Origin of the sequence: Chryseobacterium carnipullorum, from assembly GCF_900142785.1 — a bacterium.
Taxonomy (GTDB): Bacteria; Bacteroidota; Bacteroidia; order Flavobacteriales; family Weeksellaceae; genus Chryseobacterium; species Chryseobacterium carnipullorum.
In genome coordinates this window covers 81,807-97,285 of the sequence record NZ_FRCD01000018.1, presented here as the reverse complement: position 1 = coordinate 97,285, position 15,479 = coordinate 81,807, and the positions used below count along the sequence as shown (strand labels likewise).

Here is a 15,479-nt window from a genome sequence, read left to right as displayed (position 1 = left end):
ACCGCAGCTCATGTAAGCTGCGGTTTTGCCTTTTATACCATTGAAGTTACTGCAGATAGATTGTAACCTACCATTTATTTCGCCTGTTTAACCTTTAAAAATATAAAACTGTAATCCGTAGGATATTTCTGTGCTCCTACTGAAGCATTCTTATGGCAATCCATACACTGCTTCTCCTGAATATAGGTTTCCATGGTAACATTGGCTATATTATTCGGAGTGATCCCACCATCCATCAGCGGAGCTGTCTTATTATTATTCCCGTCCTGAATTGGGTTTTCCGGCCATTGTACATTGACCAGCTGATAATATTGCCATACGGATTTAGGATTGCTGGCTTTAATCATATCTCTGATTTGCTTATTCAGATTTTGTATCTCCGGCGTAATGGCATTGTTGGCAATACGTATGACCTGGACCGGCTTACTCAAACTGTCCTTGCCGGGTACCGGAGACTGGTTGGGTTTATCCGTACTTTTCGGATTATAAAAACAGTATTTAATGGAAGGATCTACCTGCCCTTCTGTTGGAGCATTATTCACATGCTCAAAGGTCATCCAGGTAAACTGGGGTGACTGATTGGTTTTTCGGATGATATGAAGGCCTACCAATCCTAAATATTTCTGCGTGTATTTTCCATAGATCGGCTGGTTATTTTTATCAAAACCTTTAATTTCCGGAACCATAGCTTTAGATATTTTATAAAAATTCTTTAATGATTCCAACTGATTCTCAGGAATAACCCGCCATGCTGCTTTGATCTCAATAGATTCCATTGGAAGCCAGACGCCCTGGTTTTTGGCTGCAAAAGCATTTAAATTTTCAGAACTATAGAGTTTATTTTTCCTTATAAAATCACTTTCAATGCTGTTCATTCTGATTTCATACCAAACGATGTTTCCACTTTGATCTGTCAGCCACGCTCCTTTAGCCTGCATGATTTCATCTACATTACCCCCGAGCATTGCTCTCAGCTTCGGTTTTGGAAGACTTGCATTTATATCAGTGAACTTATTGATTTCATTGATGTATTTTATGTAGCCGTTTTTGCTTTTAAGATTCCATTGTTCCGGTTGTTTGGCAGCAAATACATCATCTGCACTTAAGTAACTTTCCCATACGGTGGGACTGTAATCTCCCGGCATCCCATAATCAGCAGCAACGGCAGTAGTATCAGGAAGACCTCTTTCATCTGAAGCTCTCCAGTTTAGTGCGAGAAAATTTTTCCAAGCAAAACAATTTAGCACACTTTGAGAACTGTGTCCACAGGTTGAGTCAGCGGGTAATTCATACCCCACAGTAGGCGGATCACAAAAAGCACCACAATCTATATCTGCCATTTCTTTGGAAAAGCCCAATCTTGAGTTTAATTTTTTATCCTTTTTTCCGGATTCACATGAAATTGAAATTAAACTCAATAGAAAAAAGGAAAATAATAATGTTCTCATTTCAGTATTTTTTGAACCTGTTGGATTTGCTGATCAGAAAGTAGTGTATGGTTGGGCATCATATTCAGCTTAGGAAGTGAACCCGCTGCTACAACTTCCAACACACCTGATATCGTATATTTAGGGTCTGAAGAACTATTGTAGAGCGCAAGTGGTTTTTCACCTAATACTGCATCGGATTGAACTGTAATATCTATAATGAAAAGCTGATTATCATTACCCAGATCCTGAAAATCTGTTATAGAAGCGATGATTCCCGCGCCAAAATCAAATCCTGTTTTCTGATTTGCATCACTGGCCAATACGGCAATTCCTTTCGTGGTAGTTCCGGCCTCGATTTGTGTAATACATGAAGTTAAGTTAGAAAATGTATTCAATTTATTATAAAGACTGGCCTGAAGTAAACGATTATCCAGAAGATACTGCACGCTTGGTAAAGCAACATCCGGATCTCCAACCGGAGGATATTCCTGAGGTTTGTCTCCACCTCCCGGAATTCCCGTTCCTGCCAACTGTACTTTAAAAACATCTGCAATCTGAGAACCCCATTTTAGAGGCTGATTTTGGACCAGAATCTCGCTGAGTTTGAAATTAGCCCCGGCCGGCACCTCAAATCTTGAGTGCAGAACCATATTATTAGGATAAAAAGTAGTTCCCGGATTGATATCTCTTCCTCTGATAATTTTATAGCAGTCTTCAATCTTATAACCTTCCGCTGAAGCCGGCATTGTAAACTGGGTGAAATCCGGTAACTGACCATACAATGCAATAGGATTGGTCAACGATATTTTAACTTTATTATGATAAACAAGTGAATTGACATTCTGCCCGATGCGTGGATCACTGTTTCTGTAGATCTGTCCGTATTGTGCAGCACAGATCAGTGCATTGGCATCTGTGATTACCTTTCCATTGACTGCTCTTAAAATTGTTGCCGCGGCTCCAAGATAAATTTCTGCACCTAAAGAATTGGGCGGACTTGTAAGATGCACTGCTCCCCCACCCGCTGTAGTTGCTGATGAACCATTGTTCCACTTATTGATGGGATTATATGCAGGCAGCCCTGTCTCTCTTACAATAACCGGATTGTTCTGCTCGTCTAAAAGATAAAGATCTTCCTTCTTTACATTTGAATTGTTCAGAATTTCCTGATAAAGTGAAACAACCATATCCGGAGATACTTTCCACATGTGAAACCAGTATTCCGGATTTTCATGGGTAAAATCTACTGCAATGATATCTCCGTTTGTATCTCTTGTCACTGCCCATTCACAGTATTCATCCTGCCAGCCTCTGGGGCCGGAAGGTCCGAAAGGTTTTGTAGCTGTATTATTGGGATCACATGGATTTTTAGTAACCGTTAATGTAATGTCATATTTTTTGCTGAAAGCATCCGGGCCTATATCGGCAAGTTCATGCAATTTGTCTGTAGCATCAGCTTTTCCAAACTTCTGAGTAAATAAATCCGTGAAATAATGATTGATTCTATTTGGAAAAGCACCCCATTGTATTGGAACTGTATTATTTTTAATGGGAGTCACAGGCGTTACAAGAGGATTATAGTACCAGCTTCTGGGATGGTCATAGCTGCTTGACCATGGATTTCCCATTTGTGAGTTAATCGTACAGTATTTTACATAATCACTCCAGGCATTCTCAATCTGGATTTTCAGATCCGGCTGGTCTTTAAAATCTTTTTCCGCCTGATAGGCAGGTGTGTCAAATTTTTTCATGGTGTTAATTTTTAATAGGGTATCGGTTTTTATGAAATCGAAGTCATGACAGTAGGAATGTGCATCCTCAATATATCAGCACGGAAACGTGCAGTGAAGGTCTGATGTCAAAAAGCATCATTAAAAAGTAATCGTTCTTACTGATGCTTATATGAAAAATAAATGATGATACTCAAAGCTAGATCTAATCCTTTGATATTCTTTACGTATTTCTACGCATTTTTATTTTTCAAAGTTTATACTTAAGCTGCGTCCCTTTTAGTTCAGAAAAAAAATTAAAATCCTAAAAATGTACTCATTATTTTTATACACAAAAAAACCGCACCCTCAAGTGCGGTAGTTGCTCACCCTTATTTTAACTTCTTAAATAAGTCCGGTGAAGTAGAATATAGTAGAAAACAAAAGTATTCAGTTTAAATTCAATGCCTTCTTCATATTGACCTTTGTCTGGGCAATGATAACACGCAGAAGCTTCAGCCGAAAAGTGAAATACCACTTTGGAAACTTTGGGTGCTCCATATGTTCGCTGATCATGATGAAGGTAACCACCATCATGGCCACGTTATGTCCCGAAGGAAGTAGCATAGGGAAAAGCATCAGTGCCCAACCTGCTCCTACACACCATACTCCGTGCATCATTCCGAACATGAAGGCATCCCGATTTGCCTCGGAACCGAAAGCAGCCAGTGAAACATGATCATGTCCACGATTCAGACAGCGCTGTTTAACTGGAGAAAACTGCCATATCACTGCAATAACTCCAATTGCTATAGCCGGAATGTAAGAATTAGGCAACAATAGATTCAATCCAACGATCAAAGCATTCATAAAAAATCCCATAACAATCCATACTGCAGTATATCCTGATATGAAAAGTAATGCAGACCCTAAACGCCGGCTTTTGAAACTTCGGTCATAAATATACTGAACGGGCGTAATCAATTTCGGAAGCATCATGGCAAGCACCATCAATGTCCAGCCGATCATAAGATCGGATACAGGATTCATCTGAAGCATCATCTGAAGAGATGCCTTCGATGGACCTTCAAGAGTTACATGACAATGTTTTACCGTCATAATGCCCCCTGGATTAAATAACAGGATCACCCAAAATACAGCACTTACTGCCAGAATCGATATACTTATTGAATAACGGATCCTTTTCGAGGTTTTCATAGCTGTTGTTCTTCACGATAGATGCTGACGCGGCCTACCGTAATTTTTTCATCCGATGGAATGACATTATCAGGAAGTATGGTGACGTCCAGAGAATTAATATCAAGCTCATTATTAATAAACAGATTATCTATAATGTCTGTAATATTAAGGATAAATGTCAATCCGGTTCCACCATTATGACCCTCTTTATCTGAAGCGTTTCGCAGTCCGACAGAGAAACATGTCCTGCAAGCTGATGGTTGACAGAAACACTCAGAATATTGGCATCCCTGGTTCCTTTTACATTCTCCAGCTGAAGATACACCTGATCCGGTAATTGGGTAGAAGATGCTTTCATCAGGCTGTTGGGTACATTTTTCCAGGAGCTGCTTTCTAACTTTACAGTGGTTTTCGCTCCTGACCCATCTAATAGAATTTGTCCCGCATTGGCGCCAACAAGTTCTGAGTTGTTTCCTAAATCCATATTCTGTTCTTCCAAAGGTTCTGTTCCTACTGATTTTGCTCCTAGTTTAGTTAATCTTTGAGAAAGTGTTTTTTCAACCAGAGGAGCTGTTGTTGGTGCTAAATCATCATAGGTATAATCTAACTTCGCTAAGCTAGTCATTTCTTCAGGAGTATACACCCAGGCTTTGTTATCCGGTAAAGGCATAATAAATTCTCTTTCACCATAGAGTGCAGGTCCTCCAAGCCACAGCGGATTGATAGGATTATGATTTTTCACATTCCAGGCAGCCCACATTCTGTCTATATTGCAGTGATGAAGATAGAAAATAGGATCAAGTCCTGCAGAATCGGGATCTGACATTAATCCGTCTTGTCCGCCTACCTGTACATGCACCAGATTATGAGGATTACTTTCAAGGTTACCACTCAATGCTCCGTCATGTGAGAATCTGGTTTCCGGTCCGCCATAGCCAGGTTTAGATGTAGCAGAGTTACTTCCCGTATAGATCGTATTTCCCTGACAAGCCTCTGATAGCGGTGGAATTTCAACATAAATGTTTCCGTCATTTTTAGGACCGTATCTTGCGGTTACATATAAAGGGTTCGGAGTTCCGTCCGGAAGGGTTTTCTGTGTGAAAGCGGGCGGTATTTTATATTGATCTCCTGAACCAAGATAATTCCAATATGGGAGGGCCCAATCAGCGGGTCCACCTAAGCTGATCACAGCCTGGCGAATCTGTTCTTCCAGAGCAATAAGATAACCACGATGCCAGGGTGCGAAATACCAACTCTGATGTTGGCACTGGTTCCAATATTTAGCGACAGTAGCTGAATCTGGAAGCGGAGTTGTAGGAACATTGGGAGGGCCGGGAAGAATATTCCAATTAGGAAATTTTTCTCCTCCCATTTGCTCACCATGCATCGCTGCAAAAAACCACCAGCTGTTCTCATCATTTAAAGCCCGTGACTGCATCACGCCAACTGCTTTTGCATACCAGAGAAGATCCGGATTGTCAAAAGTTCCGTTTTCTTCCCACGCATTTTTTCTTGTAAACTTAGCCATAGAATTAATTTTTTGATTTCTGGTTATTACACATTTTTTATCAAAAACGATTGCTTTAAAAAGCAGTTTTTCATGTATACCACAAATCTAGGAACATGCAAGGAAAAAGGATTACGTATTTATACGTAATTATCCCTTTAAAGTGAAAATTAAACCTTGAAAGATCGCAAAAAAGTATAATTGACGTCACCATAAAGTTCAATATTGTAAAATATACAATTTGAAAAAATAATATATTTTCATTTAAAATTATAAAATTATTTTCATTCGGTTAAATTATGTATTGAATAAAAAAAACAATCTCAATAAAATATTAAAACATTGATTAACATTATAATAAATAACAAAACATTAGTTAAAAATTAAATTTAGAAGGGCCTAAAATTTAAAAAACAGGCCATTATTAAATTCTTTAAAATAAATTATTAAGTTCCATAAATCCTCTATTTATATTGATTCTAAATTAAAAATATTATTCTCCACTAGATGAATATTTTTGATTTATTTTTATATTTACGTTATATAATTCTAATCCATGAGAAATATAATATTGGTTGTCTTGATCTTTTGCAGCCAAATATTCTTATCACAAAACGTCCAAATTACAGGAAGAATTTTAAACAATGAAAATTCTCCTGTAGAGTTTGCTGAAGTAATTCTTCTGAAAAATGACTCTGTCAAAATAAGAAGTGAAATTACCAATGCTAATGGTATGTTCACTATCGATGCTCCCAAAGATTCATATATATTACAGGTAAAAAGGTTTAAAGGTATCTTATACTCCAAAAAGATAAAACTTGAAAACAATCTCCGTTTAAATGAAATAAAGCTTGTAGATATACAACAGATTAAAGAGGTTATCATTGAAAAGAAAAAGAAGCTGATTGAGAAAAAAATAGACAGGACCGTATTCAACGTTGAAAATTCTATATTTTCCAGCGGTGCAGATCTGGCACAGGTTTTATCTGGGACTCCAATGCTGTCAGTTAGCGATAATTCGGTCTCCATTGTTGGGAAAAGCGGCGTTGCAGTAATGGTCAATGACAAACTTTTGAATCTTAGTGGTACAGATTTGATCAATTATCTGCGCTCACTCCGTTCTGATGATGTTTCCAGAGTTGAAATTATAACTACTCCACCGGCAAAATATGAAGCACAGGGAAATAGTGGAATCCTCAATATTATCTTGAAGAAAAACACAAAATTAGGATGGAACGGTATCCTAAGTTCCTCATATATACAGACTACCTATGTAGGAAATGCCAATAACCTTACTTTAAACTACAATTCCAACAAAATTACAAGTTCGTTACGATTGAGACAGTTTGACAGACCATCAAAAGCCGTGGAACTTATCGATATTATCGGAACCAATTCCATTTTAAGTGCAGATAAACGAAAAGATAAATTCAAAGGAGCGGGAGCCAATTTCAGTTTTGATTACAAACTGAATCAAAATTCCAATATCGGAGTCATCTACGATATTTCCAAATCTCATTCTGATATGGATATCTTTAATAGATCGATCTATCAGACAAATAGTATTCAGGATTCTCTATTAACTACTTCTTCGGAACATAGAAAACCAATAGTTACCCATTCATTAAATGCATACTATGATTATAAAATTGATTCTTTAGGGAAAAAATTGAGTATTGCCGGAAATTATTTTTCAAACAGTCCAGATGCGGAGGTGAATTTTCAGACCATTTCCGACTATACTCCCGGTACTCAGAAAATCAGAAACCTGAGCAATCTGGATTATCAGATATTATCAGGTCAGGCAGATCTTTATCTTCCTTTCAAATGGGGAACTCTCGAAAACGGACTGAAATTCACTCATTTTCTGAATGGTTCCAATATCAAATATTTTTCATTTAAAAATGATGAATATACTATAGACCCAAGCCGAAGTAATTATTTCGAATATAAAGAAAACAATGCTGCTGCCTATGTGAGTGTTTATAAAAGTCTGGGCGAAAAATGGTCTGCAAAAGCAGGTCTGCGCTACGAATATTCAACCATTGACGGGTATTCAGAAACTGCAGGCGAAAGAAATAAAAATGAATACGGACGTCTGTTTCCTTCAGCCTATCTGGAGTACAAAGCCAATGAGAATAATACCTTATCAATCAATTATTCAAAAAGAATCAATCGTCCTAACTTTACTGCTTTAAACCCCTTCAGGTGGTATTCTAATCCCTATTCTTTTTATACAGGAAATCCATTTCTTTCTCCATCCTACAATCATAATGTAGAGCTCTCCTATCTTTATAAAAACAGATTTTCCGTTACGGTATATGGGCAGAAGCTGATTAACGGGTATGGAAGGATTACTTCTTTAACCCAAGGAATTAAAGAAGTAAATTATAAAAATTACCTTACACAATATGATGCAGGGTTAAATGCAAGCCTTTATACCAATGTGACCAAATGGTGGGAAAACAATACCAACATTGTTTCCTTTTATTCTGAGTCAGAATCATCCATTCCTGAAGTTGTTCCTCAAAAAGGCGTATCAATGTACTATACCATCAATAATACTTTCACGATAAATAAAGAAAAATCGGTGTTGTTTTTATTAAATTTTTACCACTATCTACCTAACAAACAAGGCAATACCTATATCGGAAATATTTCAAACCTTTCTGCCGGTTTTAGGTTTTCATTAATGGAAAAAAAGCTGAGAGTCAACATGATGGTAGAAGATATTTTCAGAGGAACCCAAAGCAAAGGCAAGATCTTTTACGATGAATTTACGCAATTCTACAACAATTATTATGATACCAGACGTTTCACTCTGAATATGACTTATACGTTTGGAAACAAGAATGTAAAAACAAATAACAAACAGATACAGTTGGAGGAAAAAAGCAGGGCCAATTAAAGGGTGGACATCCAAAAACAAAAAAAACTATATACTCAATATTAATACCATGAAAAAATTAAAATTAAACCCGTTGTCACTGGACAAACAAACCATTGCTTTATTGGACGAAAAACAGCTTCAGGAAATTAAAGGTGGCAAAACCGGATTTTCTCCGTGTCCGGCAGGAGCTACTACCTGCGACCCAAACGGTAGCGGGGGAGGTTCTACAGGATGTGGAGCAGGTACCTCTGCATGTCCTGTACAAAGCTAAAATCATAATTATCAATAACCGAGATACAAATAGGTGGAAGCCGAAAAACCTTTAAAGAGTAGGCGCTTATAAAAACTTTTTTAATATGAAAAAATTAGAATTAGACCCATTGTCATTGGACAAAGAAACCATTGCTTTATTAGATGAGAAGCAGTTAATGGAAATTATTGGAGGAAAAGGAGCTGCCCCGGCAGGATCTACAGGATGTGGTACCGGAGGTAGTACTTGTGACAATACCGGAACAGGGGCATCTACAGGATGTGGATCAGGAGGCAGTACCTGCAGTGTTACAGATACGATCAGCGCAAACTAATCTTCGAATTTTCATAAGGGTAATTTTTCATGTATAAAAATTGCCCTTATTCTTCTAATCAATGAAAATACAGGGATTATTTTAATCTCCAGTAAGTATAAAGAGATAATTCCTGAAAAAATCTTTAAAACAGATAGAAAAATTAAATCTTTTTATTATGAAAAAATTAGAATTAGACCCATTATCATTAGACAAGGAAACCATTGCTTTACTAGATGAAAAGCAACTGCAAGAAATCGTTGGCGGACAGGCTGCAGCTCCGGGAACATCTACAGGATGTGGATCAGGAGGTAGCGGATGTGGTGCCGGCGGCGGTTCTACAGGATGCGGTTCAGGAGGTAGTACTTGTGTATCACAGGCAGAAGTAGCTATAAAATAAAGACAAGGGGGAAGCCGAAAAACCTTTAAAGAGTAGGCAACAAAACATCATATCTTTTTTATTATGAAAAAATTAGAACTAGACCCATTGTCATTAGACAAGGAAACAATTGCTTTATTAGATGAAAAGCAGTTGATGGAAATTATCGGCGGTAAAGCTGTAGCTCCGGGAACATCCACAGGATGCGGTACAGGAGGCAGTACTTGCGGTGCTGCACAAACAACAACTATTAGCACCGGAGGAGGATCTACAGGATGCGGTTCCGGAGGTAGTACTTGTTCTGCACAGTCAACAGCTGGATAACAACAAGCAGGGCTGTATTTTTTACAGCCCTTTTCTTTAAATTACCTAATATCGCGTCTACACTAATGGAGAATAACAAATATTTTTTACTTGATCACTGCTGTCTGAGAATCCCTTCTCATTCTATTGAAGCCTTTTTGGACTTTAATGAGAATATTAAAAATATTAGCCTGGAAAATCATGAAGAACTTGTACAAGTTTTAAATCATATTTTTTCAAATACCTATTACAAAGAAGCAGTTTACATTGCCTCCAAAGACTTATATGAAACTTTTTTAGAACTGAAAGAAAATAATTTCGCCAACAAAGATGCAGCTAAGCGCTTCCTAATTACATTCTATAAATACTTCTCAAGAATGTCGAACAGGTCTACCCCATACGGCCTTTTTTCAGGCACATCTTCAGCAGGTATAATTGATGAGCCCACTAATATCAAGTTTGATAATAACAGATACAGACTTGTATGCCAGCTCAATATTCACACCCTGACCAAACTGATCCGCAGTATTGACACCCTGAATAATGAGCTTATCAACAAAATCAAATACTACAAAAACAATACCCTTTATACCTTAGGAAACAAAGCTTATTTTGTTGAGCAATTTGATAATGGCCGATATATAGCATCCAATCTTACCTCCATAAGACTCAGTGAATATGTAAAGATTATTCTGCAATGTGCAGAACAGGGAGCAACAGTAGCTGAAATGGCTGACAAAATATCAAATCCTGCAATCACCCTAGAACAGAAACAAAATTTTATAAAAAATATTATCCAGTCTCAAATCCTAGTGAGCCAGCTCCTTCCAAGCGTTTCTACAGAAAATTTCATTGAAGATTTAATAAATACTATAGACGAAAAAGAAATAAATATTGAGGAGATCAATGAATTAAAAGAGATCGACCATATTATCAGAAATATGTCTTCTGTTGATGATATTAATCTTTTCAGGACTTATATTAAAAATAATTCAGACAGTAATATCATATCAAGGGACTTCTACAAGCTGGACCTTTTTTACAATCTGCAAAAGGGAAATTTAAATAAAAAAATCCTGAACGAGATCAATGATACATCTTATGAGGTCATGCATCTGTTTTCGCAGAGAACTTCTTTAGCATTGAGCCATTTTGTAAACGCCTTTGCCTCGAGATATGAAGATAGGGAACTCCCGTTGGTACAGGTATTAGATACTAATTATGGTATTGGATATGAAAAAGTTGTATCCGGCAACGCTGAATACACTCCTCTTTTAGACGGCATTCCTGTAATGTCTGATTCACGGAGTGAGACAAGAATCATTTATGGTGGATTTGAAATGCTTAGGGACAAAATATTCAAACAATATTATAAAACAGGCGAAACTGTTATCTATGCTGATGAAGATTTCAAAAATTACTTATCTAAAAAACCACAACTTTCCCGTGAAGGAGAAGCTCCGAGTGCTTACATATTCGGAAGAATTCTATCTCCATCTGCAGAAGCACTGGATAATGGTGATTATAAATTTTTCCCAACTCAATGCCACGCCCCTTTTGCTGCCAGATTACTGACACGCTTCACCCACGGAAATAATCAGCTGAAAAACCAGGTGAAAAAAATAGCCGATTTTGAGCAAAAAACAAATCCCGATGTTATTATGGCTGAGGTACTCACCATTCCGGATGACAACTATGCCAATATCACCTTATATTCTACCATCAGGGATTATGAAATCCCATTTCTATCCAATTCAAAATTAAGCAAAGATCACCAGATCCATGCCGATGACCTTCTGGTTTCTGTAAGAAACGGAAAAGTAGTCTTACGATCAAAAAAACTGAATAAAGAAATTATTCCATGCCTTTCCAATACATATAATACGACACTTGCACAGCCACTGTATAAATTTCTTGCCGATGTGGGAAGTCAAAATATGAGACTGGGTTATTTTTGGGATTGGGGAATATATCAGAATGAACCTTTCCTGCCCAGAATTGAATACAAAAAAATCATCATCAGCCGGGCACGCTGGTTCATGAAAAAAATAAAAACAGATTACAGGAATGAACAAGCTGCAGAAGCAACAATAGCAGATCTAAAAATACAATATAATCTGCCCCAGTATGTCGTTTTATCCTCCGGAGACAACGAACTTCTTATAGATCTGGACAATAAAATAGGCCAGGCTATTCTGCTGAAAGAAATCAGCCAGCAAAATGTTATTGTATATGAAAATATTCATACTAAAGAAAATTGTTTTATCAAGGAAGGGGATAACAGCTACGCGAATGAAGTAGTAATTCCGCTTCTTAACAAAAGGACAGTTTATCTGCCATCCGTCCAGCATGTCTCAACCCCCAAAATTAAAAGAATATTCCCTCCAGGAAGCGAGTGGTTTTACATAAAAATCTATTCAGGAAGTAAAAATGTTGAGGAAATCCTTACAGAAGTAATTTCCGACTTTGCCGTTGACCTTTTAAACAAAAAAATCATTGACAAGTGGTTCTTTATCAAATATAATGATCCCGACCATCATATACGGGTCAGATTTCACTGTTTTAATCCCGACAAGAAAAAGGAAGAATGGTATCTTATATCAGAAAACCTACAAAAGGCTATCCACGAATTTATCCCTGAAGAGCAAGCTTTAAGAATAACGATAGATACTTATGTAAGAGAACTGGAAAGATACGGTGACCATACCATGGAACTGAGCGAAAATATCTTTTACTATGACAGCACAGCCGTTTCTGAGTTTCTCAATCTTATTCATGGTAATGAAGGCGAACAATTAAGATGGAAGTTTGCACTAGTTAATGTAGACAAGCTCCTGGATGATTTTAAATATTCTGTAAAAGATAAAATCAAAGTCATCGGTACTTTATGTGAGAATTTTACTAATGAATTCAGTTTCAACAATGCTGATAATTATGTAGCGCTGTCGAGAACATTGAGTACCAGACACAGGGAACTTAAAAAAGAAATTTCTGATATTATTTTTGAAAAAGACAAAGTTGAATATCATGAAGCATACGAATGCTTCAACAAAAGAAGTGAAAATATTGCCACTGAATTATCCCGGTATCCTGAACTGCCACAGGAAACTAAAGACCATCTGATCATGAGCTATATTCATATGACCTTAAACCGTTTATTTATGGTAAATCAGCGAAGACATGAGCTTGTTATCTATTATTTCTTAAAGAAGTTTTACGAATCGGAGATTGCGAAAGCAAAAAATAATATATCCATATGATAAAAGATCAAACTAAACATAGACAACTCATTGATAAAATAACAGAATCTCTGGACAAGTATTCTGACGAAGAGGTATTAAAAAATGTTTCCTATGAAACAGGTCTGTTAGGATATTCTCTTTATTATTTATACTTATCCAAATATACCGGTGATCAAAAATACACCACTACTGCTGAGGAATATTTTAACAAAGGCCTAGCCAGTTTTAATCCCAAGACCTTTCAAAGGGTACATGGTACCGATTCGTTGGATGCTCATCTTGCTCATATCGGGAGGTATTTAATTTTCTGCGAAAACAACGGTTTGTTATCTGTTTCAAGTGAAGAATATCTTTTAAATCTGGACCAGATCCTTTTCGGTCTCATGAAGAGTAAAATCAATATTAAAGATTTCGATTCGGGTACGGGAGCTCTTGCCGCAGGGTACTATTATCTGGCGCGTTTAAAAAGTGGCTCGGATGTTCAGGAACAGCTCATATTTCTTATTAACAGTATTGATGAAGCTGCATTTCAAGATGATACGGGAGATTATTACTGGAAATGTCCGTCTTTGTATGACAGGATATATCTGGGAATTTCGCATGGTTCATCACTAATCATTTCATTTCTTACCTCAGTCTGTGAAGCAGGATTAGAAATCCAATTATGTGAAAAGATCATCAGAAAAGCAACTGCATTTCTTATTAAACAATATAGAGAGTCAGATTATAAAGGACTGTTTCCCAACATGATCGGAGATGCGATAGAACCGATGCAGTTTGCATTGTGCTATGGAGATCTCGGAATCGGATATGCTCTTCTCAGAGCTTCACAACTACTGAAAGACAGCGATACTGCAGACTTTGCCAATGTCATATTAAATGACTGTCTGCTGAGGACCAAAGAAGATAATCTCACGCTGGATGCAGGAATATTTTATGGAGCTTCCGGTCTTGCCATTACATTTGATAAACTGGGAACACTATCTGGTGATATCAGATATATCCAAAGAGCAGATTACTGGAACCAACAGATTCTGACATATGCAACGCATTCCAATGATTTTGCAGGGTTCAAAAGCCGCCTGCTTGAAGATAATATTCTATGGCAGGTATCTTTTGGATGGGGAATTTTAGGAATTGGTATGACGCTCATGTATTTTGATGATGCCTCCCTGCCATCATTTGCAGATTTAACCTTTATCGCATAATGTTATGGAAAAAGAAATGGTAACCTATTATAAAGAACTGGAAGAATTTGCAAATGCGATGTCTACTTTCCCGGCATCCTCTTTCAATTTAACGTTTGAGTATGACACTGGTAAATTAATTAAAATCTTACAAAAAAAGGAAGTATTCGAAATATGCAATACAGATGAAGAACAGTTTGATTCAATAGACCGTACCGATCGCGAATTAGGAAAAATTGTTTCCGACCTGCTTAAAGAAACTGATCTTGATCAGTCATTAAAAGAGTATTTAGACATTGAAAAGAAGATTGAAAACTCTTTTTCAGGAAATCTTTATATGTATGCCAAGCAAGGGGCTCTGTCTGTGAAATCACTTTATTACTATAAAATAAAAGATTTCCCCAAAGCTTTGACCTTCACTTTAGAATGTTTGGTTCTGAATGACTATCTTGTTCAGCAGGGTATTTATACGTTAAATTTGAGATGCTTTGAGCAGAATAAAAATATTTCAAGAATATATTTCAGAAACCATCAGGAAGATTCAGGATACCAGCTCATATTTAACCTTATTAACTATTTGCTGAACGGAGTCAATGAAAATCTTTTTGGAAATATTTTCAGCCAAAAGGAGTACTGGATGAAAGTACCCATTATAAGAGAAACTTATGCCTATGAGCTTTTCACGATGATTACTGAAGATATGATCAGATTTAATATTCACAGCACAGAATTTCTGCCCGATGATTGGTACTCAGGTTTAGACTTTGAGGTCAACACTCCGGACAGACAAATTATATATAACTGGATCTATATAAACAAACAGCTTCGGGATTCTAATTATACAGATTACTTTCAAGGTTTAATTTATTATTTCCAGCAGCCGTATAATCAGTTTTATGATATTCTGAAAATCGCTCTGCTTCTTGATCTTTATAAATTTGTAGAGAAAAATACCCCCGCCTACACTACAACTCTGACCTTGGGAATAATCGATTTTATGGAAAATAAATTATACTTCAACCAGTCTATCCGTTCACTTCTTATAAAAAATATTTTCAAAGCATAACGT

General features: G+C 36.9%; 13 protein-coding genes. 8 read left to right on the top strand and 5 right to left on the bottom strand.

The window, feature by feature from the left end; translation table 11 throughout:
• Positions 1 to 74: 74 nt before the first annotated feature.
• The 5 genes from BUC06_RS18965 to BUC06_RS18950 form a co-directional block, all read right to left on the bottom strand.
• Positions 75 to 1,448, bottom strand: coding sequence for a hypothetical protein (locus BUC06_RS18965; protein ID WP_073335567.1), 1,374 nt, complete (start codon positions 1,446 to 1,448; stop codon positions 75 to 77).
• On the bottom strand, positions 1,445 to 3,181 hold the full coding sequence (locus BUC06_RS18960; RefSeq protein WP_073335566.1) for a hypothetical protein: 1,737 nt from the start codon (positions 3,179 to 3,181) through the stop codon (positions 1,445 to 1,447). The genes BUC06_RS18965 and BUC06_RS18960 overlap by 4 nt, the downstream gene beginning before the upstream one ends.
• 408 nt (positions 3,182 to 3,589) lie before the next feature.
• Positions 3,590 to 4,357 carry a DUF2182 domain-containing protein gene (locus tag BUC06_RS18955; protein WP_073335565.1) on the bottom strand — a complete coding sequence of 256 codons (768 nt, stop codon included), beginning with the start codon at positions 4,355 to 4,357 and terminating at the stop codon, positions 3,590 to 3,592.
• Positions 4,354 to 4,521 (bottom strand): DUF7868 domain-containing protein, encoded by a 168-nt coding sequence (locus tag BUC06_RS24190; protein ID WP_228423837.1) that lies wholly within the window; start codon positions 4,519 to 4,521, stop codon positions 4,354 to 4,356. The genes BUC06_RS18955 and BUC06_RS24190 overlap by 4 nt, the downstream gene beginning before the upstream one ends.
• Positions 4,518 to 5,867 carry a tyrosinase family protein gene (locus tag BUC06_RS18950; protein ID WP_228423835.1) on the bottom strand — a complete coding sequence of 450 codons (1,350 nt, stop codon included), beginning with the start codon at positions 5,865 to 5,867 and terminating at the stop codon, positions 4,518 to 4,520. Before BUC06_RS18950 ends, BUC06_RS24190 begins: the two co-directional genes overlap by 4 nt.
• A gap of 535 nt (positions 5,868 to 6,402) precedes the next feature.
• On the opposite strand from BUC06_RS18950, the gene BUC06_RS18945 reads away from it, so the two are divergent.
• The 8 genes from BUC06_RS18945 (at position 6,403) to BUC06_RS18910 (ending at position 15,476) form a co-directional block, all read left to right on the top strand.
• Entirely contained in the window at positions 6,403 to 8,754 is a 2,352-nt protein-coding gene (locus tag BUC06_RS18945) for an outer membrane beta-barrel family protein (protein ID WP_073335564.1), read from the top strand.
• A gap of 49 nt (positions 8,755 to 8,803) precedes the next feature.
• Positions 8,804 to 9,007, top strand: a complete 204-nt coding sequence (locus BUC06_RS18940) for a class I lanthipeptide (RefSeq protein ID WP_073335563.1) — start codon at positions 8,804 to 8,806, stop codon at positions 9,005 to 9,007.
• An 85-nt stretch (positions 9,008 to 9,092) separates the two neighbouring features.
• On the top strand, positions 9,093 to 9,320 hold the full coding sequence (locus tag BUC06_RS18935; protein ID WP_073335562.1) for a class I lanthipeptide: 228 nt from the start codon (positions 9,093 to 9,095) through the stop codon (positions 9,318 to 9,320).
• Between the two features lie 157 nt (positions 9,321 to 9,477).
• On the top strand, positions 9,478 to 9,699 hold the full coding sequence (locus BUC06_RS18930) for a class I lanthipeptide (RefSeq protein WP_073335561.1): 222 nt from the start codon (positions 9,478 to 9,480) through the stop codon (positions 9,697 to 9,699).
• A gap of 63 nt (positions 9,700 to 9,762) precedes the next feature.
• On the top strand, positions 9,763 to 10,002 hold the full coding sequence (locus tag BUC06_RS18925) for a class I lanthipeptide (protein ID WP_073335560.1): 240 nt from the start codon (positions 9,763 to 9,765) through the stop codon (positions 10,000 to 10,002).
• Positions 10,003 to 10,067: 65 nt separating this feature from the next.
• Positions 10,068 to 13,241, top strand: coding sequence for a lantibiotic dehydratase (locus BUC06_RS18920; RefSeq protein ID WP_073335559.1), 3,174 nt, complete (start codon positions 10,068 to 10,070; stop codon positions 13,239 to 13,241).
• Positions 13,238 to 14,431: a lanthionine synthetase LanC family protein gene (locus BUC06_RS18915; RefSeq protein ID WP_073335558.1), complete on the top strand. Its 1,194-nt coding sequence runs from the start codon at positions 13,238 to 13,240 to the stop codon at positions 14,429 to 14,431. Before BUC06_RS18920 ends, BUC06_RS18915 begins: the two co-directional genes overlap by 4 nt.
• Positions 14,432 to 14,435: 4 nt before the next feature.
• On the top strand, positions 14,436 to 15,476 hold the full coding sequence (locus tag BUC06_RS18910; protein ID WP_073335557.1) for a hypothetical protein: 1,041 nt from the start codon (positions 14,436 to 14,438) through the stop codon (positions 15,474 to 15,476).
• Positions 15,477 to 15,479 lie beyond the last annotated feature (3 nt).

Bases quoted from the DNA above. Each gene is read 5' to 3' on its own strand.
- BUC06_RS18950 (WP_228423835.1), bottom strand. From the start codon at position 5,867: ATGGCTAAGTTTACAAGAAAAAATGCGTGGGAAGAAAACGGAACTTTT.
- BUC06_RS18915 (WP_073335558.1), top strand. From the start codon at position 13,238: ATGATAAAAGATCAAACTAAACATAGACAACTCATTGATAAAATAACA.
- BUC06_RS18920 (WP_073335559.1), top strand. From the start codon at position 10,068: ATGGAGAATAACAAATATTTTTTACTTGATCACTGCTGTCTGAGAATC.
- BUC06_RS18940 (WP_073335563.1), top strand. From the start codon at position 8,804: ATGAAAAAATTAAAATTAAACCCGTTGTCACTGGACAAACAAACCATT.
- BUC06_RS18960 (WP_073335566.1), bottom strand. From the start codon at position 3,181: ATGAAAAAATTTGACACACCTGCCTATCAGGCGGAAAAAGATTTTAAA.
- BUC06_RS18945 (WP_073335564.1), top strand. From the start codon at position 6,403: ATGAGAAATATAATATTGGTTGTCTTGATCTTTTGCAGCCAAATATTC.
- BUC06_RS18965 (WP_073335567.1), bottom strand. From the start codon at position 1,448: ATGAGAACATTATTATTTTCCTTTTTTCTATTGAGTTTAATTTCAATT.
- BUC06_RS18935 (WP_073335562.1), top strand. From the start codon at position 9,093: ATGAAAAAATTAGAATTAGACCCATTGTCATTGGACAAAGAAACCATT.
- BUC06_RS18925 (WP_073335560.1), top strand. From the start codon at position 9,763: ATGAAAAAATTAGAACTAGACCCATTGTCATTAGACAAGGAAACAATT.
- BUC06_RS18930 (WP_073335561.1), top strand. From the start codon at position 9,478: ATGAAAAAATTAGAATTAGACCCATTATCATTAGACAAGGAAACCATT.
- BUC06_RS18910 (WP_073335557.1), top strand. From the start codon at position 14,436: ATGGAAAAAGAAATGGTAACCTATTATAAAGAACTGGAAGAATTTGCA.
- BUC06_RS18955 (WP_073335565.1), bottom strand. From the start codon at position 4,357: ATGAAAACCTCGAAAAGGATCCGTTATTCAATAAGTATATCGATTCTG.